Consider the following 25,037-nt stretch of genomic DNA (forward strand, 5'->3'; position numbering starts at 1 on the left):
TACGGTGGCGCCATGGGTTTCGATGTCGAAGAGGTTCGCCGCCAGTTTCCATCTCTCGCCGGGGGCGTCGCCCACTTCGACGGGCCGGGCGGATCGCAGACGCCCGAGGCCGTCGCAGCGGCGGTGGCCGACACCTTACGGTCCTCGATTGCGAACCGCGGACGCGTGACTGACTCGGAGCGCCGCGCGGATGACATCGTCCGCGCGGCGCGGTCGGCGATCGCCGACCTGGTCGGCGTCGAGGCCAGGGGAGTGGTGTTCGGCCGCAGCATGACGCAGCTGACCTACGACTTCTCGCGAGCGCTCGCGAAGGAGTGGGGACCGGGCGACGAGGTCGTCGTCACCCGGCTCGATCATGACGCCGACATTCGACCGTGGGTGCAGGCCGCTGAGCATGCGGGCGCGACCGTTCGCTGGGCCGACTTCGACCCGCGTACCGGCGAGCTCGACGTCGACGGCCTCAAGGCCGTACTCAGCGACCGCACCCGGGTGGTCGCCGTCACTGCTGCGTCGAATCTCATCGGCACCCGCCCCGACATTCCGGAGATCGCCGCCGCGACGCACGCCGTCGGCGCACTCATGTTCGTCGACGGCGTGCACTACACCCCGCACGCTCACGTTGACTTCGATGCGCTCGGTGCCGACGTGTTCGTCTGCTCGCCGTACAAGTTCTTCGGTCCACACTGCGGAGTGCTCGCGGCGCGTCCGAAGTTGCTGGAGTCCGTGCACGCCGACAAGCTTCTCCCGGCGACCGACGAGGTGCCCGAACGGTTCGAGCTCGGCACCTTGCCGTACGAGCTACTTGCCGGCACGACGGCGGCCGTCGACTTCCTTGCCGGTCTCGGTCACGGCGGTGCGCGCAGAGACGCATTGCGATCCGCGTACGACGCACTCGACAAGCACGAGGATACTCTGCGCGTACGCCTGGAGACAGCGCTGGACGAGACACCCGGCGTCACCATCTACTCGCGGGCGAAGCGGCGTACGCCGACGTTGCTGTTCTCGATCGACGGGGTGCCGTCCGCCGAGGTGCACCGTTCCCTCGCCGAGCGCGACATCAATGCACCGGCAAGCTCCTTCTACGCGCTCGAGGCATCTCGCAGGCTGGGTCTCGGCGATTCGGGCGCCGTACGTGTCGGCCTGGCGCCGTACACGAACGACGACGAGATCGACCGACTCATCGGTGCCGTCCGCGAGCTGGCTCCTCGCTGACGAGCCGGCTTCAGCGCAGCAAACGCCCCTCGGCGGTCAGAACAGCTCTTGGCGGCTGCGGAGCCCGAGCTTGGCGAGGATCTTGCTCACATGGGTCTTCACCGTCGGCAGCTCGATGAACAGTTCCTTGGCGATCTCGGCGTTGGAGAAGCGCTGCAGCATGAACCCGAGCACCTCGCGTTCGCGTTCGGTCAGCCCGGACCGTTCGACGGCGGTCCGGAGACGGTCCGACTCGTCGCCGGACTCGGCGCCGAGCAGCCAGGTGCGGCGACCTTCGACGGTCGTACGAATGGTGTCGAGCAGGCGACCTGAGTCCTCTCCCTTGTGTACGAAGCTGTCGGCACCGGACAGGAACGACGCAGACGCATCATCCGCAGAGTTGTACGACGTGTAGATCAGGACGCGCGGGGCCGGCGTCATACTCTTCAGCTCTCGGCACAGCTCGATACCCCGCAGCTCGCCGTCGAGGCGGAGCGGAACGATCACCAAATCCGGTGCCAGGTCGTCGACCGCAATCAGCGCATCCTCTGCTGCGTCCGCTTCGCCGACGACCTCCATATCGGGCTGTGCGTCGATGACCGTCTTCAGCCCCAGCCGTACGACGGGATGGTCTTCGACGATGAGTACACGGATGGTCACGGATCTCATCCTTACAGACCGATTCATTCTCGGCGTCGCACACATAGCGTCGAGAGGACATGCCAACCCAGAAGGGACATCGCAGGTGACCTCAGCAGACGTCGTGGTGATCGGTGCCGGAACGGTGGGCGCGAGCATCGCGTACGAGGTGGCGAGCCGTGGCGCATCGGTGATCGTGCTGGAGGAGGGCACCGACATCGGCAACGGCTGTTCGTACGCGAACGCCGGCCTGTTGGCGCCGAGCCACGTCGAGCCACTCACCACACCGGCGAACGTACGCGCGGGTATGCGCTACATGTTCCAGCCCGACAGCCCGTTCCATCTGCATCCGGCACCACGGCTCGCTCCCTGGTTCGCGCGGTTCGTCAAGGCGTCCACGCCGGCACGGGCACGGCGACTCACGGCCCGGATGCGCGAGCTCGCGACGTACAGCACGGCAATGCACGCCGCGTACGCCGAGCGTGGCTTCGACACGGGGTACGCCGCCAACGGATCACTGGATGTCTTCCTCACCGAAAAGGGCTTCGAGCGTGCCGTTGCCGGCCATACCGACGACGCGGGCGTCGTTCTGAGCGCCGACGCCGCGCGCGATCTGGAGCCGACGCTCGGCGAGATCGCCGGGGCGGTTCTGCGGCCCGATGAAGCGCAGGTCGGCACCCAGCAGTTCGTCCGCGCGACGCTCAAGGCCGCCGAGGAGCACGGTGCTCAGGTGCGTTGGGGCACCGGCGCACGACTCGTGACCAATGGGGATCGAATCGCGGGCGTTGACACGGTCGACGGCCGCATCACCGCGGGCACGTACGTCGTCGCGGCCGGGATGGGCAGCGCGGACCTGTGCGAGAGCGTGGGGATCCGGATGCCCATGGAGGGCGCCAAGGGCTACGTCGTCGACGTGGAGGTCGATGGTGCTGCACCGGGCATCCCGGTCTCGTTGCGGGAGGCGAAAGTGGTCGTGACTCCATACGCGGACCGGCTTCGGCTGTGCGGCACGCTGGAGCTCGGCAGCGACCCGAAGGCGATCAGCGCCCCACGGGTGGATGCGATCCGTGCCGCCGGCCGGCGTGGGATTCCGCACGTACGCGAGAAGCGCACCATCCAGACCTGGGCAGGGCTGCGGCCGTGCACGGCCGACGGCGTACCCTCGATCGGTCGCAGCGAGCTCGTACGCGACCTCGTCGTCGCCGCGGGACACGGCATGTGGGGCCTGGTCTTGGCGCCCGTGACGGGTGAGCTCGTCGCGCGCGGCATCGTCGAGGAGGCGCCCACACTGCATGAGGCGGCGTTCGCGCCGGACCGGTTCGGGCGCCGCTGACCCACCTGGCCGGCGCAGTTGCCGGATCGTACGGGGGATCACGTACGACGACGCGCGATCGCGCGCGAGAACAGGAGCACCAATGTCCGACGACACTGCGGAGCGCAAGGGCCTCGGCTTCGAGTCGATCACCTTCTGGCAGGGCGTCGCAATCATCTTCGGGGCGAACATCGGCGCCGGAATCCTGAGCCTTCCGTACGGCGCGCGCAACGGTGGCTTCCCGGCACTCGTCATCGCGTTGGCGATCGCCGGCTTCCTGACGACGGTCTCGATGCTCTACATCGCAGAGGTGGCACTGCGTACATCGACGCCGCTGCAGCTATCCGGCCTTGCCCGTAAGTACCTCGGCAACGTCGGATCGTGGCTGATCTTCGCGGGCGTCGCGATCAACGGCCTCGGTGCTCTCATCGCGTACGCCAGCGGGAGCGGAAGCATCCTCGCGGATCTGCTCAACGTCCCGGAAACGGTCGGCAGCGCGTTGTTCTATGTTCCGGGTGTCGTGGTCATCTGGTTCGGTCTGCGCGCCACCGGACGGTCGGAACAAGCAATCACCCTTGCCATGCTTGGCATCATCACGTTGCTGATTGCGTGGACGTTCATCGGCCCCGGCATCGACCTCGGCAACCTCGGAGAGCTCAGTCCGTACTACGTCGTACCGATCATGAACCTCGCGGTGTTCGCGTTCATCGCGCAGTACACCGTTCCCGAGCTCGCGCGAGGTCTCGCCGCGCAGTCGCCGCGTATCCTTCCGGGCGCGATCATCGCGGGGATGTGTGCGACCGGGTTCCTGCTCGCTCTCGTGCCGTTCGCCGCGCTCGGCATGATGGGCGCGGACGGGATCACGGAGGTGGTCACGATCGCGTGGGGTGACGAGCTTGGCGACGTCGCCTACTACCTGGCCAACATCTTTGCTCTGCTGGCGATGTTGACGTCGTTCTGGGCTATCGGACTCACCTTGATGACGAACGTGTTCGACCGATTCTCCTGGCCCGCGCACGGGGCGCCGGCGTACCGCGTGGCCGCGCTCGTCCTGATAGTCGTACCACCGTTCTTGATCTCGGCCCTCGGCCTCGCCGGGTTCGTCTCGGCCCTCGGTTACGCGGGCGGCTTCGCCGGGGCGATCATGTCGGTCGTTCCGGTGCTGATGCTGCGACAAGCGAGACGATCGGGCGATCGCGCGCCTTCGTGGCAGGCAGGTTGGGTGTCACATCCGGCTATCCAGGTCACACTCGTGGTGGTGTTCGGACTCGCATTCGTTTACTCGCTGATGACCGCGATGGGCCTCGTTCCGGACGGTTGGGCATGAGACGTTTCGGCAGCGCACAAGCCCTGACGGCGTTCACGCCCGAGTACGAACCGGTTGGTGAGGTCGACCTCGGCGAGTCGTTCGTCGCCGAGACGCGGGACTGTTACGACGGCCAGATCGCGGCTCCGACGACGCTGCGCCCCGATATCGACATGAGCCGGTTCAATCGAGCGAGTGGGCCGATCAGGGTTGTAGGTACCGAAGCCGGCGACTGGGTACGCGTGTTCATCGAGCGGGTCGACGTGGCCGGGCCCGGCGTCATGGCGCTGACTCCCGGCCTCGGCGTGCTCGGCGAGACGATCGACGACGCCTCGACCCGGCTGCTGGACGTACGCGACGGTCGTGCGTGGCTGACGCCGAAGATCGGGGTGCCGCTACGCCCCATGATCGGCATCCTCGGGATCGCGACCGCCGAGGAGAGCGTGCCCAGCTCCGTGCCGGGTCCACACGGTGGAAACCTCGATACACGCATCCTCGAACCGGGCGCGAGCCTGTGTCTGCGGGCCAATCAGCCCGGGCTCGGCCTCGCGGTCGGTGACCTGCACGCGGCGATGGGCGACGGCGAGCTCGGAGGCACCGGCATCGAGATCGGCGGTGAGGTGGTGCTCCGGGTGGAACGCATGGCGTCCGAGCTCGGTGACTGGCCCGTCGCCGTGACCGACGACGGTGTTCACGTACTGGCCAGCCGTACGCAGCTGACCGATGCCGTCCACGACGCCTTCGAGGACGCGGTGCGACTGATGGCCGACTGGCATCAGCTGGCGTGGCCAGATGCATACCGGTTGACGAGTGTTGTCTGCGATCTGCGCATCAGCCAGGTCGTCAACCCGCGCGCGACGGCTCGGGTCTTCCTCCCGGCGTTTTGGTGCCCGGACGACCTCGCGAAGGTACCCTGAAGCGAGGAGGCACCATGATCGTCTTTTCGCTGATCGGGCTGGCGCTCATCGTCGGCGCAGGCTGGTACGTGATGCGTCGACGTGACGATGTGATGGACTATCACGACCTCGACGAGCCACGGATCAACCGCCACCGCGAGGGCGGCGTCTGACGCTGCGCCCGGCGCTCAGGCGCTCTGCGCAAGCCCGACACAGGCCGGGCACGCCGAGACCGTGCGTACGACATGTCTTCCGGCGTCGTGGTCGTCGACGACGGCGCAGCAGGCGGGGCACAACGACTGCCAACCGTCGGCCACGTCGTAGGGGCTCGCGCACAGCTCGCACAGCGACGAGACCGCATCGTCTACGGCGTCGGCGGTGCGGGCACCCATCACCACGGACATCGCTACCTCTCCTCGATCGCGTACGTCACCAGTGTCGTGGCCCGATGCCGCGAAGTCGGTGAGGCACGCCGTCAGGCAGAACGCTTGCCGGACGCAGACTTCTTCTTGGTCGAGGACTTGGAGGCCGACTTCTTAGATGTCGTCTTCTTGGCGCTCTTCTTGGGCTCCGCCTTCTTCGAGGCGGGCTTCTCATCCGATTCGTCTGCGGCCGAGCCACCGCCGGAGGTCGCCCGGTCGACGGACGCCTGGAGTGCCGACATCAGGTCGACGACGTTGTCGCCGGAGCCGTCGTCGGACTCTGCCGCAGGTGTGACCTCGCCGCCCTCCAGCTTCGCGTCGATCATCGCTCGCAGTGCGTCGGCGAAGTCGTCGGTGTACTCCGATGCGTCGAAGTCGCCGGACATGGAGCTGACCAACGAGTTCGCCATCGCCTGCTCCTGCGGACGGATCGATACATCCTGGTCGAGGAAGTCGAAGTCGGCGGTGCGCAACTCGTCGGGCCACAACATCGTCGAGAGGACCAGCACGTCGTCGCGTACGCGCAGCGCGGCCAGCTGCTCGCGGGTGCTGATGGTGATCTTCACGATCGCCACCATCTCGCTCTCGGTCAACGCCTCGCGCAGCAGTACGTACGGCTTGACGCCCTGTGCGCCCTCGGGTTCGAGGAGATACGACTTGTTGAAGTACACCGGGTCGAGCTGGTCGAGGGGTACGAACTCGAGTACCTCGATGGTTCGTTTGGTCGGCAGCGGAAGCTCGGCGAAGTCCTCGTCGGTGAGAACGACCATCGAACCGTCGTCGAGCTCGTAGCCTTTGGCGATGTCGCCGTACGCGACTTCCTCACCGTCGGTCTCGGCGACGCGACGGTAACGGATCCGGGCACCGTCGGAGCGTCGTACCTGCTTGAACGACACGTCGTGCTGATGTGTGGCGACATACATCTTGATCGGGATGTTAACCAGCCCGAACGAGACCGAACCCTTCCACATCGCGCGCATCTGACCACTCCTCTCGATGGCTATTGTCCCTTGCCGAGGTGCGGATCACCAGAAACCCGTACGACAGCGGCGAGGCGCGCCTCGCTGACGGGTAGACGTGGCCGCTATGCGAATCTCATCGGTGGGGGAGAGGAGACCGTCGGGCCAGGGGCTCAGCGCACGAGCATCATGATCAAAGCGATGACGACTGCGAGTACGACGAGCATGGCGATCACCGGCAGCCGGACACCCAATGTGGTGCCGCGGTCACCTGCTGCGGTGTTCGCGTCGACGGTGACGATGCCGCTGGCTGAGACCATCAACGGCGTCTCGCCCTCTGGGCCGTGCGCCAGTACTCGGAAGTCACGGCCCTGCTCGACGGCGAGTGCGACCAGCATGCGTACTGCCTCGGTACGCACCGCCTCGAGGTTCGGACCCTCGACGCGCCTGATGGCGGGTCCGATGTCGATGCGAGCCGCGTACTCGGCCACGTACACGTGGATGTCGAAGCGCTGCCGCCACGGGTTCAGTCGCACTGTCTACACCCTTACAGGTTGGTCGCCACGGCCGCTGCCGCATCGAGCCACGCTCGCCGGGTGCGGGCGTGCAGCGCGTCGAAGTTGATCACTCCGGAGTACAGCGCGGGATCGTGGGGAACCGACACGACCTCGCGTACGAGCGGACCGAAATCGCGCACGATGCGCTCCATGTTCGCATCGCGTCCGGGGGTACGCTGCGAGACAACGGCGACGGCTGACTTCGCGAGCGCGGCCGAATGCTCGTCGCGCTGTGCGAGCGCCTCCAACATCCGCGCTCCGGCTTCCGCGGTGTCCTCGACGTTGGTGCACGGCACGACGAGCTGGTCGGCGTGGCTGATCATCGCCCGCCAGTTGCTCGCCCGCTCGCTGTTACCGCTGTCCATCAGGATGAGCCGGTAGTACTTCGCGGCGATCTCATGCACCCGGTCGACCTCGTCGCCGGTCATCTCATGCTCGCCCTCGGTGCTCTGGTCCGACCACAGCACGTCGAACTTGTCGGACGCCTGGTGGTGCACGTAGCGCGCGAGCTGTGCGGCCTGGGCGCGCGCTCCGAGCAGTTCCTCGTACCTCGGGAGGAGGTCGAGCACGGTCGAGGCGTGTGGTCCGCGATGGCTACGCCAGGCCGCGGTGCCACGGGTCTCGTTGTTGTCCCAGCCGAGAACGCCCGCGCCGCCGTACCGGCCGAACACCGCCGCCAAGCAGATCATCGTCGGAGTCTTGTTCGCCGATCCCTTCGGATTGGCGATCGCGATCGTGCGTGGGCCGGGCCAGTGTTGGCTGACCCGGCGGATGCTCTCGCGCTGGTCCATCTCGCGGCGCGACGGATGCGTGCGCATGCCCATCCGGGTCAGAACTCCGCGTACGCCCAACTGCGCCGGCCCGACGAGCGGCTGCGCTGCGATGAACGACTTGCGCCGTGCGCGTTGCCGCTCCGTCTCCGACCCGGTGCCGCCGTTGACCACGTTTGCCGCAGTGATCCAGGGGTTCTCGACGACGTTGGCGTCGTCTCTGCTCGGCTCCGTACGGTCGAACGGATCGCTACCGTCTTCGTCGGCCCAGGGATGCGACTCATCGGCGGGCGAGTCCGGCTCGTCGTCGGCTACGTCAGAGGTCGGGGGGCCTACGGGATCGAACTCGTCGTCGAGCTCACCTTCTTGGATGAGTTCGTCAGGGGTCTCGTCGTCGATCTGCTCCACCTCGCCGGTGTCGTCGTCGACGGCAACGGCGACGATCTCTCCCGTATCGGCGTCTTCGGGAGCGACCTCCCAGTCGTCATCGGATGGTCGCTCGGCCGTGGCTACACCGCTGACGGCAACTGCCGTAGCAACGCCCGGCGATGAGCCGTTGTGCGCGGCCATGGCGACATGGCCGGTGTCGACCATCGACTGACGAGCCTGTCGAGTGCCCGCGCCGCCGCCTTCGAGTGCGGCCACATCGCTGACGTGGCCGTCGGGATGGACAACGAGGCGGGTACGTCCGGTGTAGTCCTCAGCGACCGTGCGTACCGGACGGCGTAGGGCACGGGCGATTCTTCGCGACACCGCATCGATCGCGGCTTCGCGCGGGCTCTGGTCGGGATCGCGCTCCACCATCTCGCCGTTCACGGCGACGCCGTTGTCGTCGATCGTCACCACCACGACGGGGAAGGGAGCGGCGTCTGCCTCTCGACCCTCAGTCATTGCGTACTCCTTGCAATCGCAGAACGGCCAAGGCGCCACGAGTCGCCAAATGTACAGAGTCACCGACGAGGTCAGACCTTATCGGTTCAGGGGCCGACGAGCGAGGTCGGTCTCACCCGAGCGCCCATTGCGAACGCACAACGACGGGGTGGCGGCCCGGACCGGACCGCCACCCCGCCTATGCGGTGCGTGGCGTTGGCGTTACTTCGCCTTCGCCTCGCTGTTGGCGAGGAAGATCGTCGACGTCAGCGGCTTCGCGACTTCGAGGAGCTTGATCTTCAACCCTGTAACGGAGATCTTGCGCTTCTTCTTGGTGACGACGTTCGGGGTGATCTTGGCGATGCCCGGAATCGTGATGGACTTCTGGTTCTTGATCGCCTTGTTGATCTGCTTGGTGACGTTCCGGCCACCAGCCTGTACGCGCAGGACAGAGACGCCCGACTTCTTCACGTACTTGCCGTTCTTCTTCGTGACCTTCGCGAACGACTCGACAGCGCCGATCTTGAGGCTGTTGGTGAGCTTCACGTCGGCGATCCGCGCCCGTGTGTGCGCGACCGGCGACTTACCGAGCGTGCCTCGTGCCTGGCCGGAGGCGGCACCGATACGAACCGGCAGACCCGGGACGTTGACCCCGGCGACCGAGTTCTTGCGCCACTTGCCGTTGGTACCCGTGCACTTGAGCGGCTGGTGGGCGATCCGACCGGTGCTCACGACACCGTCGAGCAGCTCACCGCGCGCTGCCTGGCCGTACCCGTGCACACGACCGTGCTTCGGGATGCCCTGGACCTTGGTGAAGGTGTTGCCGACGCGAACGGTCTGGCCCTCGAGCGGCCCACCCGTGAGCACCTTGATCTCGAGCGCGACGCTGTTGTTGCGTGCGGAGTTCGCACCGACCTTGCCCTCGCTGTGCAGGAACCGCAGCTGCGCAAGGCCCGGGAGCTTGAACTTCTGGCCCGGGTTGATGTTGTCGGGATCGAACGGAATCGGGACCTCGACGCCGCCGAGCTTGGCCTTGATGCCCAGTAGGCTGACCTTGCCCTTCTGGGCGTACTTGCCGTTGGCATGACTCGACTCCGAGACACCCTTCAAGCCTTCGATCTTGAGGGATCCGATGCCGCCCGCCTTGAGCTCGATATCGCCGACCGTCGTGGTCGACATCGACTTGACACCGCCCTTGATCTTCACCGAGCGCGCCTTGGTGGTGACTCCTCCGACGCTGACCTGGTCTCCCGGAAGGTTTACCTGCGCGAGGTGATCGGTGCGGGTCTTCCCGGTGTTCGTGGTGCACCCGATGAGTGCCCATGCGGTGCGGCCGGAGTCGACGAGGTGGTTGTTCGAGTTGTAGACGCGAGTCCCGTACGCCGAGGCGACGAAGTTGTAGCGTTTGGCGGACTGCGCTTTTGCGGTGTCATCCGCAGCGTGTGCACTTGTCGTCGCGGTGGCAAGACCGCCTGCGGTGAGAGTGGCGGTCGCGAACACCGCTACTGCCTTGGCGATTGATCTCATTCTGCTCCTTACCCGTTCTGACACGGCGCGGTCCGGCCGCATCTTCGTTCCCGCTCCCTCGTGCGATCACTCAAGCACCATTCAACTACAGAGAGTAGTTACTTGCACGTAGTGTGAGATCGTGTGTCGCAATCCGATTGTGTGCACGTGGCGGTCCTCGTGTCTTGAGAACGAGCAAACACGCATCGGGTCACGCGTCGAGGTCGAATCGTCTCAACTCGTGAGCCGGGCGATCGCGTCCTCCAGCTCGCCGTGCGAGGCGGCGTCGCCGGTCGCGATCGCCTCCAGCAGAAAGCCATCCAGCATCGCCGCGATGGCAACTGCCGCAGAGTGCCCGACCAAGGTCGCCAGGTATCCGCGCAGATCCGACACCCATGCTCGAGCGGCGGGGCGAAGCTCGGGCGTTCGTGCGGCGGCCAGGTACAGCTCGTACTCGAGCAGTGCCCGCTCGCGGTCGGCGAGGTAGTCGTGCGCGAGGTCGGCGAGATCGGTCGCGAGATCTGAGCCTGCGCCAATCTTCTTCTTCCATTGGTGAATCTGCGCGCGAGACCGCTCGGCGACGAGTTCGAGGGCTTCCGTTGTGAGTGCCTGCTGCGAGGGGAAGTAGTATGTGGTCGATCCCAGCGGGACTCCCGCTCGCCCAGCGATCGCGCGGTGCGTCGCGCGGGCCACGCCGACCTCCGCGATCACCTCGAGAGCTGCATCGAGGATCGCTTCCCGTCGGCGCGCCGGGTCACGTGGCCCGGTCAATGCGCCCCGCCCAGGTTGAGGACCACAACCCCGCCGATCACGAGCGCGACGCCGACGACCTTGATCGGGCTGACGGACTCGCCGAGTGCCACGACGCCGACGGTGACGATCGCGGCGGTGCCGAGGCCGGCCCACATCGCGTACGCGACACCGATCGGGATCTCCCGCACCGTCTGTGCCAAGGAGAAGAACGAGCCCGCGTACGCCGCGAGGCAGGCGAGTGTCGGGAGCGTTCGGGTGAACCCGTGGCTCGCGGGTAGCAGGCTGGTGCCCAGTACCTCCAGCGAAATCGCCGCGAGTAGGTACGCGTACGCCATATCGCCCCCTCGGCTGTGGGATCGGCACTTATGTACAAATGTACATAAGTCGGCCAGCGCAGCGCCAGGTGGGTTCGTGCGCAAAGATGGTGGCCAGCCCCTATTGCGAGGAGACCGATGTCGGCCAGCGGAGGTACGAAGGCCGTTCTCGCGGCACTGATCGCAAACCTGTCGATCGCCGTGATGAAGTTCGTCGCGTACTTGCTGACGAGCTCGTCGTCGATGCTGGCGGAGTCAATCCACTCGGTCGCCGACTCCGGCAACCAGGTGTTGCTGTTGTTCGGCGGTAAGGCCGCGCGCAAGCGAGCGGACGAGAAGCATCCGTTCGGCTACGGACGCGAGCGGTACATCTACAGCTTCATCGTGGCGATCGTGCTGTTCAGCGTCGGCGGGCTGTTCGCTCTCTACGAGGCGTACCACAAGTGGCAGGATCCGCATGGGTTCCACGAGTGGCAGTGGGTTCCCGTCGCCGTCCTCGTCGGCGCGATCATCGCCGAGGGAATGTCGTTTCGAACTGCCATCCGCGAGGCGAACCAAGTACGCGGAAGGCAGAGTCTGCCGAGGTTCATCCGCACGTCGAAGGCGCCCGAGCTACCGGTGATCCTGCTCGAGGACTTCGGCGCGCTGGTCGGACTGTTGTTCGCGCTGTTCGGCGTCTCGATGACGTTGGCCACCGACGACGGGCGATGGGACGCCGCGGGCACAGCCGGTATCGGCGTCCTCCTCGTCGCGATCGCGGTCGTACTGGCGATCGAGACGAAGTCATTGGTGCTGGGGGAGAGCGCAACCCGTGAGCACGTCGAACAGATCGAGGATGCGATCGCGAGCGGTGAGACCTCGGTGATCCACCTTCGTACGTTGCATCTCGGCCCCGACGAGTTGCTCGTCGCGGCGAAGATCGCCGTGCCGGCGACCGACTCCGCGGCCGATGTCGCTGCCGCGATCGACGCCGCCGAGCGGCGGATCCGCGACGCCGTGCCGATCGCGCGGGTCATCTACCTCGAACCGGACATCCGCCGCCCCGACAACCGCTGACGAGTCAGCGGTGCAGGACTGACGTGTCAGCGTTCAGACGAGTACGACGTGGAGGTTACGCGGGCCGTGAACGCCCTCGACACGCTCCAACTCGATGTCGCTCGTTGCCGACGGTCCGCTGATGAAGGTCAACGGCCGCGTCGGATCGAGGCGGGCGACCATCTCCGGCACGGAGTCGACGACCTGACCGGCGCGGACGACGCATACGTGTCGGTCGGGCACCAGGGTGAGGATTCGACGTCCTTGATCCGGGCCGGCGTCCAGCACGATGGTGCCGGTGCGCGCGCAGGCGACGACGGCGGCGGTGACGACGGCGTCGACATCGTCGAGGTCTCGCGCCGTGAGCCGCTGGTCGTCGACGGTCGCGCCGGGAGCCCAGGACGGGTCGAGGCCGGGCGGTACGACGACCGACGATGAGTCGGCAAGCCCGGCTCGGACAAGCGCCGCGATGTCGTCGCCACGATGCACGGTGGCGCGGTACTCGCCGACCCGGGTCGCGAACAGGTCGAGGACTTCCGTCGACCCCGGGGCAAGACGACCTTCGCGTTCGTACGTACGTGGAACGGCCACCTCGTCGGATCCACGTGTCGCCCGTTGGATCCGGGAGAGGATGTCTTCGCGCGCGCTCATCGGTCGCCTCGTTCGCGACTCCACCAGGTTCGGAACGTCTCGTCCGGCGCGCGCGGTATGTCGCGGTCACGGGTCCATCCGCGAAGCGGCGGCGGAAGGGCCCGGGATCGACCGCGACCGAGCAGCCGACTGAGTCGGGCGAGCGGTCCGGCCCGGCGGAAGCGCCGCACATCCGACATGGTCCAGCTCGCTGCCGCCATCGCAATCGACTCCGCGGAGGGCATCGTGTGCTCTGCGGCGTACTCGTCGACATGTCTCGTACGCAGGTGCACCAGCATCGACGGAATGTCGATCCGTACGGGACATGCATCGAAGCAGGCACCGCAAAGGCTCGATGCGTAAGGCAGGCTGGCGTTGTCTTCGACTCCCGTGAGCTGTGGCGACAGCACAGCGCCGATCGGACCGGGGTAGACCGAGCCATACGCGTGACCGCCGACGCGTTCGTACACCGGGCAGACGTTGAGGCAGGCGCTGCAGCGGATGCAGTTCAGCGCATCGCGTCCGTGCGGGTCGGACAGTACGGCGGTTCGGCCGTTGTCAACCAGCACCAGATGGAACTCCTGCGGCCCGTCTCCGGGCGTGACACCGGTCCAGGTGCTCGTGTAGGGGTTCATCCGCTCACCCGTCGACGACCGGGGGAGTAGCTGCAGGAAGACCTCGAGGTCTTGCCAGGTCGGTACGACCTTCTCGATGCCCATCACGGTGATCAGCGTCTCGGGGAGCGTCAGGCACATGCGGCCGTTGCCCTCGGACTCGACGACCATGCACGTACCGGACTCGGCGACACCGAAGTTGGCCCCGCTGACGGCGACCTTGGCGTTCAGGAACCGCTCCCGCAGATGTCGTCGCGCTGCCTCGGCGAGAGCGGCCGGATCATCGGTGAGCCCAGGGTCGACATCGTCCATCTCGGCAAGGAAGATGTCGCGGATCTCGCTTCGGTTGCGATGGATCGCGGGTACGAGGATGTGCGACGGCTTGTCATGGCCGAGCTGCACGATGAGCTCCGCGAGGTCGGTTTCGACGGCATCGATACCGGCTCGCTCCAGCGCTTCGTTGAGCCCGATCTCGGCCGTCGCCATCGACTTCACCTTGACGACCTCTCGCTCGCCCGTCGCGCGTACGAGATCGGTCACGATGTCATTTGCTTCCTTGGCGTCTCGTGCCCAGTGCACCGTGCCGCCCCGAGCGGTCACAGCGGCCTCGAACCGCTCGAGATGCGTTGCGAGGTCGGCCATCGTGGCGCGCTTGATCGCCTCGCCGGCGAGGCGCAGGTCTTCCCAGTCGGCGACTTCGCCGACCACATCCGCGCGCTTACGTCGGATGGTCGTCGTCGCGTGTCCGAGGTTGCTTCGTAGCTGGGGGTTCGCGAGCTCGTGCCGGGCGGCATCCGGGAACGGCTCGTCGCCGCGCAGCATCCCGACGCCGTTCGGTGCGACCGGCATGCCCAGAAAGGTCTGTGTCATGCGTGCTCCCTCGTCGAGGCGAGAATCTCCGCGAGGTGTACGGGCCGCGGACCGTTGTCGAGTCGCGCGAGCCCGCCGCCGATGTGCATCAGACAGGACGAGTCACCCGCCGACACGACATCGGCTCGCGTCTCGAGCACGTTGGTCATCTTGTCGGCGAGCATCGCCGCGGAGGTGTCGGCGTTCTTGAGTGCGAAGGTGCCGCCGAACCCGCAGCATTGATCGCTGTCGGGAAGTTCCACCAACTCGAGCCCGGCGACGTTGCGGAGCAGCCGCAGCGGCTTTTCACCGACTCGCAGCATGCGTAGCGAGTGGCAGGTCGGGTGGTACGTGACGCGGTGCGGGTAGTAGGCGCCGACGTCGTCGACCTCCAGCACATCGACCAACAGTTCGGACAGCTCGTACGTACGGTCGGCGACGGCGGCCGCGCGGCGGGCGAGCTGTGGGTCACCGGCGTCGTCGGCCAGCTGCTCGTGCTGGTGGCGAACAGATCCCACACACGATCCGGACGGCGCGACGACCAGATCGCAGTCCCCGAAGACATTCACGTGGTGGCGCACGAGTGGCCGAGCCTGCCGCGCGTACCCGGTGTTGATGTGCATCTGTCCGCAGCACGTCTGCTCAGGCGGGAATACGACCGTGTGGCCGAGACGTTCAAGCACGCTGACGACGGCCTTGCCGACGGCAGGGAACATCACATCGACGAGACAGGTGGCCATGAGTCCGATGCGCATTGCACTGAGTCAAGCACGCCGCGGCGCGCTTGTCGCGGCTGCCTGTGCCACTCGGCGTGAACCAGGTCACTCGAAAATTCATTTGTCCCTCGGAGACCACCGGCGTACAGTTTCGATGAAACGAAACCGTTCCGTTCCATCCGATTTGGCGAGGTACTTCGCGTGACACCCGTGACCAAGAGCGAGCAGGCGACTGTGCAGAGTCGTCCGCGCGTCGCGGGCGAGCGCGAGGAGCAGATCCTCGACGCCACTCTCGAGGTGTTGTCGGAGGTCGGGTACGACCGGCTCACGATGGATGCGGTCGCCGCCTCGTCCAAAGCGAGCAAAGCGACGCTGTACCGGCGCTGGTCGACCAAGGCGGACCTCGTCGTAGACGCCCTCGTACGCGCCAAGTGCGCGCCGGAGCCGTACGAGCCCGACACGGGGACCTTGCGTGATGACCTGATCGCCGCGAGCTGTCGCGACACCGGTCTGAACGACCAGATGACGATGTCGCTGTTCGCCGGCCTCGTCTCGGCGCTGCAACACGACGCCCAGTTCTCGGCGGCGTTCCACGAACGCTTCCTGCAACCGATGATCGCGGCGACGGTCGCGCTGTTCGAACGAGCCCGCGACCGCGGGGAGATCGCAGATCACGTCGATCTCGAGCTGTTCAGCACGGTGCTGCCGTCAGTGGCACTGCACCGCACCTTCATTCTCGGCTTGCCGACCGACGAGTCGATGGTCCGGCGGATCGTCGACGAGGTCGTCATGCCCGCAATCAAATGCGCGTCTCGGGGCGCACACTAACCGCCCACCCGCCCACCTCGACCCATCAACAAGCGCCGGTTCGGTGGTCCCTCTATGACCACAGAACCGAAAATCCAGACGAAAAGGAATGTCATGACGACGAGCCTGCAAGAGCAAGGCCCGGGGGCGTCTGGCGCAGCCCGGAAACAACACCTCGGGATCGCATTGGTGGTCATCCTGACCGCCCAGCTGATGGTCGTGCTCGACAGCACGATCGCGAACATCGCGATCCCCTACATTGCGAACGACCTCGACTTCACCGACGCCGGTCAGTCGTGGATCATCACCGGCTACACGATCGCCTTCGGTGGCCTCCTCCTCCTCGGCGGCAGGCTCGGCGACCTGTTCGGCCGTCGGCGCGTGTTCATGGCGGGCGTACTGCTGTTCTCGCTCGCGTCGCTGCTGGGTGGTATCTCCTCGAATCAGGAACTGCTGCTCGCGTCGAGGGCGCTGCAGGGCGTCGGAGCCGCGATCGCGAGCCCGACCGCACTGGCGCTGATCACGACGAACTTCCCGGCCGGTAAGGCGCGCAACCGCGCATTCTCCGCGTACGCGACGATGTCGGGTGTCGGGGCCGCAGTCGGCCTGATCCTCGGCGGTTGGCTCACCGAGTACTCGTGGCGCTGGACGTTCCTGATCAACGTGCCGGTCGGCGTCGCCGCCGCCGTGCTCGCGCCGATCTACCTGAACGAGAGCGCGCGGCGTCGAGTCGCGCTCGACATCCCCGGAGCACTCACCGGCACCGGCGGTCTGGTCGGCATCGTGTACGGCCTCACCCGCGCGGCGGAGGAGAGCTGGGGAGACACCTGGACCGTCGCTTCGCTGGCTGCCGGTGTGGCACTACTGGCGGTCTTCATCCAGATCGAGCGGACCGTGAAGGAACCGCTGATGCCGTTCCGGATCCTTGCCAACCGTACGCGTGCGGTCAGCTTCCTGGTGATGATGCTGGTGCCGGCCGCGATGTTCGCGATGTTCTACTTCCTGGCGATCGTCGTCCAGGAGGGCATGGGCTACAGCTCATTGGAGACCGGGTTCGCGTTCCTGCCGTTCAGTGGAGGGTTGATCCTCGCGGCCGCGGTTGCATCGAACCTGATGTCGCGGGTCGACCCTCGATGGCTGGCGGGGGGAGGAACGCTACTCGGCGCGATCGGGCTGTTCGGGTTCTCGCGCATCCCGTACAACGACGGCACCGGGAGTCTGCATGCCGTGCAGAACATCGGCGTCGACGCGTCGTACGTGACGGATCTGCTGCCGTGGATCCTGGTGATGTCGTTCGGCATGGGCATGGTCTTCGTACCCCTCACCGTGACGGCAGTGCACGGGGTCGCGTCCGAGGACTCCGGCATCGGGGCCGGCGTGCTCAACGCGATGCAGCAGATCGGCGGTGCGCTCGGTCTCGCGACCCTGAGCACCGTTGCGGTCAATGCGACGAAGGACAAGGCGACCGAGATCGCGGCCGGCGCGCAGAAGCTGATGGCACAGCTGCCCGGCGGTGGGCAGGGAGACGGACAGGCGAATGAGTTCCGTGAGGCTGTCGGCCAGGTTGCCTTCGCACACGGCGCAACACTCGCGTTCGTCGTCGGCGCCGGGATGATCCTGGCGGGTTCGCTGATCACCCTGACGTTCCTCAACGCCAGCCATGAGGAGATCAACGACAACGAAGGCGAGGCAGAGCCGGTGACTGTGGCGTAGCCCGTCAGCCCGCCGAAACAGAACGTCGCGCCGCGCAGGGGACGGCGCGGACATCGGAGGCCCGGTCGGTTATCACCGACCGGGCCTTCGGCTTTGCGGTACGTCGGTGCGGGTCCGCGCCTTACGGGCTATGCCTCGCTGTTGGTGCTCGGGCTACCTTGGTTCGACTACCCGGCTGCCCGATCGTCGCCGCTGTCGCCTTCCCGCTTCCTTGGGATGGTGCAAAGACGCGGCGACGCGCGGAGGCGTCACTTCGGTTCGGTTGCCTGGCGGCTTTCCGGAACCTTGATTTGGGATCGGGGTAACGTTTGGTTTCGGTGTCACGTCCGTACCGCTAGTCGCTGGCGTACCAACGGGCACGGCAACAATCCGCTTTGCACGGTGTCCCTGCCATGCAAAGCGGTGCTTCACCATGTCTACTTGGTGAAGCACCACCACCGACCCCGCAAAAGCCAACCGAATCGGGCAAGCCGGCAAGGAACCCGAAGTCGTAGCTGCGGCTCCCGCGTCGCCGCGTCTTTGCCGAGCCGGAAGGCGTGGGAAAGCCGACAGGGTCGAGAAGTGAAGCGGCGAGTGTCGCACGTAGAAGTACGAATTCAACAGCGAAGGCAAGTACAGCAGTCTCGGTGACCTTGCATTCCAACCCGAACATGTGTTCGACTGAGGTCCATGCGTTGGGCTGGGCAGAACATCGATTCGGACGAGTGTGGAGCGCTGCCGGGACTACGTCGTCTCGACGGTTTGATCAAAAGCGTCACGACGCCGGAGTTCGACGGCGTGACCTTCCACGAGGTGGCGGCGAAGTCCGCCCTGAACCGCGTTCCCGGCGGTTCCCGGATGCCGTTCGGGTGGACGGTGAATCCCTATCGAGGTTGTACGCACGCCTGCGTGTACTGCTATGCGCGTGGTTCGCACGAGTGGCTGGACCTCGATGCTGGACGCGATTTCGATACCCAGGTCGTTGTGAAGACCAACATCGCGGAGGTGCTGCGACGCGAGCTCACGCGGCGGTCCTGGAGTCGCGAGCTGGTGGCGCTCGGCACCAACACCGACCCGTACCAGCGCGCGGAGGGCCGATACCAGTTGATGCCCGGCATCATCGAGGCGTTCGTCGAGACGCGTACGCCGTTCTCGATTCTCACCAAGGGCACGCTGTTGCGTCGCGACCTCGGGCTGCTCGCCGACGCAGCGCGTACGGTGCCGGTGGGCGTCGGCGTATCGCTCGCGATCGGTGACCCGACACTGCAGTCCCTGGTCGAACCCGGCACCCCGTCGCCGCGCGCGCGGCTGGCTCTCATCCGGGCGCTCGCCGATGCCGGCCTGCGTTGCGGGGTGATGGTCGCCCCGGTGCTTCCATGGATCACCGACTCCCGCGCCGATCTCGAAGACCTCGTCGGTGCCATCGCCGACGCCGGCGCTGCAGGCGTGACGGTGCTTCCGCTGCATCTGCGTCACGGCGCGCGCGAGTGGTACTTCAGCTGGTTGCAAGAGCATCGCCCTGGGCTCGTCGGGCGCTACCGGGCGCTCTATGGCGGAGACGCGTACGTACCCGAGTGGTACGAGCAACGGCTTCGTTCGCGCGTGACGCCGCTCCTGCGTCGGTACGGGCTCGAGTCGGCGTACGGCATGCGCGGCCTCGACGAGTATGAGCGGGACACCGCTCTGGTACCGACGCCACCCCGTGAGCCGGAGCCGACGCTGTTCTGACCGGCGGCAGAGCTCACTAGGCTTGACCGATGGCCTACAGCAGCGAGTTCCCACCATTCGCGGTCACGGTCGACATGGTCGTGTTCGCCGACTCGGCGCGTCAGGTGCTGCTGGTCCGGCGTGGCTACCCTCCGTACGAGGGCGCGCTCGCGCTACCCGGTGGCTTCGTCGAAATCGACGAGTCGCTCGACGTGGCGGCACGTCGCGAGCTCGCCGAGGAGACCGGCGTCGACGTCGCCGGTGTGCGGATCGAACAGCTCGGTGCGTACGGCGACCCCGACCGCGACCCGCGTGGACGCACGGTCAGCGTCGTGTACGTCGCCGTACTTCCCGACGTAGCCGAGGCGACCGCCGGAGACGACGCTGCCGCCGCCGACTGGCACCGACTCGCCGACCTCGACCCGAGTGCCCTCGCATTCGACCACGCGCAGGTCCTGTCCGACGCCGTCGCGGTCGTACGCGAAAGGCCGCTCAGTCCGGGAAGTTGACCTTGCGTTTGTGTGACCCGATGTGGCTCGGGAGCGTAGCAGCCGCCGGGGCCCCTCGCAGCTCGCCGTCCACAGGCTTGTCCACGGCTCTCGGGCATGTCCTCGCGTTGCGTCGGCGGCGCCCCATATCGTCGTACTCATGGTGGACTGGCTAAGGGTTCTGACCGACTCGACGATCGAGGCGACGGTCGGCGGGCAGGCCTTCCTGCGCGGCGCTTCGTACGCCCGCAACGGGCGGGTCGGCACTGTGAAGATCAACGACAACGTGATCTTCGGGCGCGTCCACGGCACGGCGCGTGATCCGTATCAGCTCATCGTCGTCGCGGAAGACACCGCTGCTCCACGAGTGTCCGCCACTTGTACGTGTCCGGTCGGGGTCGACTGCAAACATGCGGCCGCGGCGATGATCGCGGCGCGGAGCCATATCGGCACGAGTACGAACGCACACCCCGCTCGCTGGCGCGATCCACTCGACGACTTCGCAAGAGCGCAAGCGATCGATGATCGAGACGATGAACCACTGGCGTTGCAGTTCACCGTCCAGCGCGATTCGGCGGCGGCGTACGACGCTCGGCTCGCCGACAGCCGTCGGGTCACGATACGACCTGTGGTCAAGGGCAAATCCGGTCGCTGGATACGCGGACGCGCATCATGGCAGGCATTGCGCGACCCGTGGCGCCCGACCGGCTATCGCCCCGCCCACGTTCAGCTCCTTCGACAGCTCTCCGCCCTGGGGGGAGAAGCTGTCCGATTCGCGTACAACGAATCCGACCTCGACCTCGGCGACCTCCCGTCGTCGATGTGGAGCCTGCTCGACGAGGCGCGTGCGGCGGGCATCGAGTTCGTCGCCGGCGACGGCCATGACCAGGTGCTGGTACGCGATGGGGAAGCGTCATTGCGGTTCGACCTGGGGCGCGCCGAGCGTCCCGGTCACATCTCGCTCACAGCGGTCGTACGTATCGACGATGATGAGCTCCCGGTCAGCGATGTCGAGCTGATCGGCTGGCCGCCACACGGGCTGTTCCGCACCGTCGGCCAGACCCTCGAGCTCCTGGAGCTCGTCGCTCCTCCGAACGAGCACGTCACCCGACTGCTCGGTGAGCCGATCACCATCCCGGTCGATGACATCGGCCTCTTCGTCGACGACTACTACCCGCTGCTCGGGCGTGCCGTCGAGGTGACGTCGAGCGACGGATCGGTCGAGCTGCCCGAGATCGCCACACCGCGCGTCCGGCTGTACGCCGAGTTCCGGCCGGGTCACGAGCTCGCGCTGCGGTGGGAGTACGTCTATGCGGTCGGAGACGACGAGCGTACGTACCCGATCGACTCGACCGATGAACCCGAGCGTCGCGACGTTCGCACGGAGCGGGAGCTGGCGGTGCGCGCGACCCGCATCGTCGCGCGCTGGTCGGCGTTGCTCGACCGCGACGGCACCATCGCCCCCGAGGCGAGTCTGCGAGGCATGGATGCCGTCGCCTTCACCGAGGATGCGCTACCCGTCGTCGAGCGTGACGAGCAGATCGACGCAGTGGTCACCGGCGACCCGCCCACCTACGCACCCGCGGCCGACGCGCCGCGCATCAGCGTCTCGGCAACCGACGATCCCGACGAGACCGACTGGTTCGACCTGCGCGTGCGAGTGAGTGTCGGCGGCGAGAACGTCCCCTTCGAAGAGTTGTTCGCCGCACTCGCTCGCGGCGACACCCATCTGATCCTGCACACCGGTACGTACTTCCGCATCGACGACCCGAGTCTCGATCGTCTCCGCCGACTGATCGAGGAAGCCCGCACGCTGCAGGACCGCGAGTCCGACGGCCTGCGGATCAGTCCGTTTCAAGCGGGCCTGTGGAGCGAGCTGGTGGAGCTGGGCGTCGTCGACGAGCAGAGTCGCCGCTGGCAGTCCCGAGTCGACGGCCTGCTCGATCTCGACGCGATCGCGCCCGTCGACGTGCCCGCAGGCGTACGCGCGTCGCTGCGGCCCTACCAGCGCGACGGGTTCCGTTGGCTGACCTTCCTCTACGAGCACGGGCTCGGCGGCGTCCTCGCCGATGACATGGGGCTCGGCAAGACGCTGCAGACCCTCGCGATGATCACCCGTGTCCGTGCCGGGGGAGCGGTCGCGGCGCCGTTCTTGGTGGTGGCGCCGACGAGCGTCGTCCAGAACTGGGCGCGCGAGAGCGAGCGGTTCACCCCCGGACTCACCACGGTGGCGATCACCGAGACCGAGGCGCGGCGGCGTACACCGTTGTCCGAGGCGGTTGCGGGTGCCGATGTCGTCGTGACCTCGTACGCGCTGTTCCGGATCGAGTACGACGCGTACGACGCGCTCGCCTGGGCGGGGCTCGTGCTCGACGAGGCGCAGTTCGTGAAGAACCATCAGGCGAAGACGTACCAATGCGTCCGCAAGCTGGCCGCGCCGTTCAAGCTGGCGATCACCGGCACGCCGCTCGAGAACAGCCTGATGGACCTCTGGGCCATGCTGTCGATCGTTGCGCCCGGTCTCTTCCCCAATCCGACCGCGTTCAAGGAGCACTACCGCAACCCGATCGAGCGCGGTAAGGACCCTGCGGCGCTGGAGACGCTACGGCGGCGCGTACGCCCGCTGATCCGTCGCCGCACCAAGGAGCTGGTCGCCGCCGACCTTCCGCCGAAGCAGGAGCAGGTGCTCGAGGTGGCGTTGTCGCCGCAGCATCGGCGCATCTATCAGACGCATCTCCAGCGGGAGCGGCAGAAGATCCTGCGGCTACTGGACGAGCCGGACGACAACCGCTTCACGATCCTGCGCTCGCTCACGCTGCTACGTCAGCTCAGCCTCGACCCGTACCTCATCGACGATATGTACGCGAACGTCCGGTCGAGCAAGATCGACGCGCTGCTGGACCAGCTTCGCGAGGTGGTCGGCGAAGGACATCGGGCGCTCGTGTTCAGCCAGTTCACCCAGTTCCTAGGGCGGGTCCGTGAGCGGCTCGACGCCGAGGGCGTGACGTACGCATACCTCGCCGGCACCACCCGCGACAGAGCCGCCGCGGTCGAGGAGTTCAAGGGGGGCCACGCGCCGGTGTTCCTGATCAGCCTGAAGGCCGGCGGGTTCGGGCTCAACCTCACCGAGGCCGACTACTGCTTCGTCCTCGATCCGTGGTGGAACCCCGCCGTCGAGGAGCAGGCGGTCGACCGCGCGCACCGCATCGGGCAGACCCGTCGGGTGATGATCTACCGGCTCGTATCGGCCGACACCATCGAGGAGAAGGTGATGGAGCTCAAGGCGCGTAAGCGCGACCTGGTGGCGCGGGTGATGGACGACGCGGCGGGCGAGCTGTCCGCGCCGCTGTCGGCGAGCGACATCCGCGGGCTGCTGGGCTGAGCAGAATGGCTGCGAGCCGACGGCCGTTACCGCTACCTTGGGGCCGGTTCGCGCAACGCGGCGCCGTTCGGAGTGTAAAGTGCAGTTACATTCTCGGGAGTAGGAGTTGCCATGCCAGGGTGTGACCATCTGGCGGGTGCGGCGAGCCCCGATCCGCCCGAAGTCCTCGAGTGCCCGGAGTGCGTCGCGGCGGACAGCACCTGGGTCGGCTTACGCCAATGCCTGGCCTGCGGGCAGATCGGTTGCTGCGACTCGTCACCAGGGCGACATGCGTCGGCACACTTCGACGTGACAGGTCATGCCACCGCTCGATCGATCGAACCCGGTGAGTTCTGGCGATTCTGCTTCATCCACCGGGTCATCGGCTGACGCTCTCGTATCCACCTTGGCGGCGTCTGACAGAGTGGGTGTGCCACCCGACGGGGGATGAGCACGGCGAATCGGATGGAGTGGATGGTGTTCAGGTATGTAGGAGCGGTTGCGCTTGCGATCGCCTTGACGATGACCGCGGCATCCGGTGCTGCGGCCGACGAAACGCCGACCACGGTCCGCGCGAAGGTCGGCGACCAGGTGCAGATCCAACAGGAGCCGCGCGGCAAGAAGTGCGCGACCCGGCAGGAGTACAAACGGATCAAGACCAAGGGCAAGCGTGGCACGACGCTGCGTCAGGTGCGCCGGATCATCGGGTCAAACGGCAAGCGTGAGCGGATCTCGCGCGCCAACGGTCACAAGTGGGAGATTCGCCGCTACCGGCACTGCGGGAGCAAGATCATGCACGTGTACATCAACTATCGTGACAACCGGGCGTACTTCAAGACGGGTCGGCCCGCCTGAGTGGAACCTCCGAGCCGGTCCGTCGGCTCCGCGCCCTGACCAGGTAGCGTCAGTACGTACGACTTCAGCCGCGAGAAGGAGAATCGAATGAGCGATCCGAGCAGCATCGGCATGAGCTGGGCACAGCAGCCGTCCAGCGTCATGCCCAAGGATCGCGCCCACCTGCAGGAGCTGATCGAGGAGGCCCTGCGCGAGTGGAGCGACGAGACGCCTGAACGCGACGAGGACGGCGACTTCCCGATCCGCACCGATGACGCCGAGATCATCCTGCGGCCGTTCGACGACCAGGCCGTGATGGAGCTGATGTCTCCGGTACTGGTCGAGATCACGAACCCGCCGGCCGCCGAAGAGCTCGCGAACGAACTGAACGCCCAGCCCGGGCCGATCAAGTTCATCTACACCCAGGGCGCGATCGTCGCGTTCGCGTACGTGTTCACCATGCCGTGGGTGGCCGACCACCTGAGCATCGCCATCGGCGGGCTCTCGGACACGGTCGCGAGCCTCGATGACGACCTCGACCGGCGAGTGTCGGGCGAGTACGTCGTCGAGCGCAGCTGAGTCATGGCGATCAAGCCCGATCTGCTCGCCATCCTGGTGTGCCCGCAGGATCGCGGGCCGCTGATCGACGTCGACGGACAGTTCCTCTACAACGAGCGGCTCCGGTGTGCGTACCCGATCCGCGACGGCGTGCCGATTCTGCTGATCGATGAGGCGCGCGACGTCGACGACGCCGAGCACGCACAGATCCTGCAACGCTGACCAGGCACTTCTGGACCAGCGACGAGGCG

Annotated in this window: 26 protein-coding genes; 15 read left to right on the forward strand and 11 right to left on the reverse strand. The window is 66.6% G+C overall.

What is annotated here, in order from left to right; genetic code table 11:
• Nucleotides 1–12: 12 nt before the first annotated feature.
• Nucleotides 13–1,212, forward strand: coding sequence for a cysteine desulfurase-like protein (locus tag MU582_09465; GenBank protein UPK76849.1), 1,200 nt, complete (start codon nt 13–15; stop codon nt 1,210–1,212).
• Between the two features lie 36 nt (nt 1,213–1,248).
• On the opposite strand, the gene MU582_09470 is transcribed toward MU582_09465, so the two are convergent.
• Nucleotides 1,249–1,851, reverse strand: coding sequence for a response regulator transcription factor (locus MU582_09470; GenBank protein ID UPK76850.1), 603 nt, complete (start codon nt 1,849–1,851; stop codon nt 1,249–1,251).
• Nucleotides 1,852–1,936: 85 nt separating this feature from the next.
• Between MU582_09470 and MU582_09475 the strand changes: the two genes are divergently transcribed.
• The 4 genes from MU582_09475 to MU582_09490 all read left to right on the forward strand — a co-directional run bounded on the left by MU582_09475 (nt 1,937) and on the right by MU582_09490 (nt 5,517).
• Entirely contained in the window at nt 1,937–3,163 is a 1,227-nt protein-coding gene (locus tag MU582_09475) for an FAD-dependent oxidoreductase (GenBank protein ID UPK76851.1), read from the forward strand.
• Nucleotides 3,164–3,245: 82 nt separating this feature from the next.
• On the forward strand, nt 3,246–4,469 hold the full coding sequence (locus tag MU582_09480) for an amino acid permease (GenBank protein ID UPK76852.1): 1,224 nt from the start codon (nt 3,246–3,248) through the stop codon (nt 4,467–4,469).
• Complete coding sequence (locus MU582_09485) at nt 4,466–5,365, forward strand: acetamidase/formamidase family protein (protein UPK76853.1); 900 nt, start codon at nt 4,466–4,468, stop codon at nt 5,363–5,365. The genes MU582_09480 and MU582_09485 overlap by 4 nt, the downstream gene beginning before the upstream one ends.
• A 14-nt stretch (nt 5,366–5,379) precedes the next feature.
• Nucleotides 5,380–5,517: an LPXTG cell wall anchor domain-containing protein gene (locus tag MU582_09490; GenBank protein ID UPK76854.1), complete on the forward strand. Its 138-nt coding sequence runs from the start codon at nt 5,380–5,382 to the stop codon at nt 5,515–5,517.
• 15 nt (nt 5,518–5,532) lie between these two features.
• Here MU582_09490 and MU582_09495 read toward each other — a convergent pair whose 3' ends face one another.
• From MU582_09495 to MU582_09525, 7 genes are all read right to left on the reverse strand, one after another.
• Nucleotides 5,533–5,748: a hypothetical protein gene (locus MU582_09495; GenBank protein UPK76855.1), complete on the reverse strand. Its 216-nt coding sequence runs from the start codon at nt 5,746–5,748 to the stop codon at nt 5,533–5,535.
• Between the two features lie 71 nt (nt 5,749–5,819).
• A complete protein-coding gene (locus MU582_09500) occupies nt 5,820–6,746 on the reverse strand; it encodes a Ku protein (protein UPK76856.1) in 927 nt (308 codons plus the stop codon).
• Between the two features lie 152 nt (nt 6,747–6,898).
• Nucleotides 6,899–7,261, reverse strand: a complete 363-nt coding sequence (locus MU582_09505; GenBank protein ID UPK76857.1) for a hypothetical protein — start codon at nt 7,259–7,261, stop codon at nt 6,899–6,901.
• Nucleotides 7,262–7,272: 11 nt separating this feature from the next.
• The gene (locus tag MU582_09510) at nt 7,273–8,943 is read right to left on the reverse strand and encodes a hypothetical protein (protein UPK76858.1); all 1,671 of its coding nucleotides are present in this window, start codon (nt 8,941–8,943) and stop codon (nt 7,273–7,275) included.
• Nucleotides 8,944–9,144: 201 nt separating this feature from the next.
• Complete coding sequence (locus MU582_09515; protein UPK76859.1) at nt 9,145–10,449, reverse strand: hypothetical protein; 1,305 nt, start codon at nt 10,447–10,449, stop codon at nt 9,145–9,147.
• A 213-nt stretch (nt 10,450–10,662) separates the two neighbouring features.
• Nucleotides 10,663–11,199 carry a TetR family transcriptional regulator gene (locus tag MU582_09520; GenBank protein UPK76860.1) on the reverse strand — a complete coding sequence of 179 codons (537 nt, stop codon included), beginning with the start codon at nt 11,197–11,199 and terminating at the stop codon, nt 10,663–10,665.
• Nucleotides 11,196–11,516, reverse strand: a complete 321-nt coding sequence (locus MU582_09525; GenBank protein UPK76861.1) for a multidrug efflux SMR transporter — start codon at nt 11,514–11,516, stop codon at nt 11,196–11,198. Before MU582_09525 ends, MU582_09520 begins: the two co-directional genes overlap by 4 nt.
• Nucleotides 11,517–11,633: 117 nt before the next feature.
• On the opposite strand from MU582_09525, the gene MU582_09530 reads away from it, so the two are divergent.
• Entirely contained in the window at nt 11,634–12,551 is a 918-nt protein-coding gene (locus MU582_09530; GenBank protein UPK76862.1) for a cation diffusion facilitator family transporter, read from the forward strand.
• A gap of 33 nt (nt 12,552–12,584) precedes the next feature.
• Here MU582_09530 and MU582_09535 read toward each other — a convergent pair whose 3' ends face one another.
• From MU582_09535 to MU582_09545, 3 genes are read right to left on the reverse strand one after another with little or no spacing between them, the layout of a single operon-like run.
• Nucleotides 12,585–13,181: an LUD domain-containing protein gene (locus MU582_09535; GenBank protein ID UPK76863.1), complete on the reverse strand. Its 597-nt coding sequence runs from the start codon at nt 13,179–13,181 to the stop codon at nt 12,585–12,587.
• A complete protein-coding gene (locus MU582_09540) occupies nt 13,178–14,644 on the reverse strand; it encodes a LutB/LldF family L-lactate oxidation iron-sulfur protein (protein UPK76864.1) in 1,467 nt (488 codons plus the stop codon). The genes MU582_09535 and MU582_09540 overlap by 4 nt, the downstream gene beginning before the upstream one ends.
• Nucleotides 14,641–15,378, reverse strand: a complete 738-nt coding sequence (locus MU582_09545; GenBank protein UPK76865.1) for a (Fe-S)-binding protein — start codon at nt 15,376–15,378, stop codon at nt 14,641–14,643. Before MU582_09545 ends, MU582_09540 begins: the two co-directional genes overlap by 4 nt.
• Before the next feature lie 162 nt (nt 15,379–15,540).
• Here MU582_09545 and MU582_09550 point away from each other — a divergent pair, with 162 nt between their 5' ends.
• From MU582_09550 to MU582_09590, 9 genes are all read left to right on the forward strand, one after another.
• Nucleotides 15,541–16,167: a TetR/AcrR family transcriptional regulator gene (locus tag MU582_09550; protein UPK76866.1), complete on the forward strand. Its 627-nt coding sequence runs from the start codon at nt 15,541–15,543 to the stop codon at nt 16,165–16,167.
• Between the two features lie 93 nt (nt 16,168–16,260).
• On the forward strand, nt 16,261–17,859 hold the full coding sequence (locus tag MU582_09555) for a DHA2 family efflux MFS transporter permease subunit (GenBank protein ID UPK76867.1): 1,599 nt from the start codon (nt 16,261–16,263) through the stop codon (nt 17,857–17,859).
• A gap of 669 nt (nt 17,860–18,528) precedes the next feature.
• Nucleotides 18,529–19,566 (forward strand): Rv2578c family radical SAM protein, encoded by a 1,038-nt coding sequence (locus tag MU582_09560; protein UPK76868.1) that lies wholly within the window; start codon nt 18,529–18,531, stop codon nt 19,564–19,566.
• 29 nt (nt 19,567–19,595) lie between these two features.
• Nucleotides 19,596–20,054, forward strand: coding sequence for an NUDIX hydrolase (locus tag MU582_09565; GenBank protein UPK76869.1), 459 nt, complete (start codon nt 19,596–19,598; stop codon nt 20,052–20,054).
• Nucleotides 20,055–20,193: 139 nt separating this feature from the next.
• Complete coding sequence (locus MU582_09570) at nt 20,194–23,415, forward strand: DEAD/DEAH box helicase (protein UPK76870.1); 3,222 nt, start codon at nt 20,194–20,196, stop codon at nt 23,413–23,415.
• Between the two features lie 111 nt (nt 23,416–23,526).
• Entirely contained in the window at nt 23,527–23,784 is a 258-nt protein-coding gene (locus MU582_09575; protein UPK76871.1) for a UBP-type zinc finger domain-containing protein, read from the forward strand.
• A 57-nt stretch (nt 23,785–23,841) separates the two neighbouring features.
• Nucleotides 23,842–24,249: a hypothetical protein gene (locus MU582_09580; protein UPK76872.1), complete on the forward strand. Its 408-nt coding sequence runs from the start codon at nt 23,842–23,844 to the stop codon at nt 24,247–24,249.
• Between the two features lie 87 nt (nt 24,250–24,336).
• Entirely contained in the window at nt 24,337–24,807 is a 471-nt protein-coding gene (locus tag MU582_09585) for a hypothetical protein (protein UPK76873.1), read from the forward strand.
• A 3-nt stretch (nt 24,808–24,810) separates the two neighbouring features.
• Nucleotides 24,811–25,008, forward strand: coding sequence for a Trm112 family protein (locus MU582_09590; GenBank protein UPK76874.1), 198 nt, complete (start codon nt 24,811–24,813; stop codon nt 25,006–25,008).
• Nucleotides 25,009–25,037 lie beyond the last annotated feature (29 nt).

It is taken from the genome of Nocardioidaceae bacterium SCSIO 66511, assembly GCA_023100825.1.
GTDB lineage: Bacteria > Actinomycetota > Actinomycetes > Propionibacteriales > Nocardioidaceae > Solicola.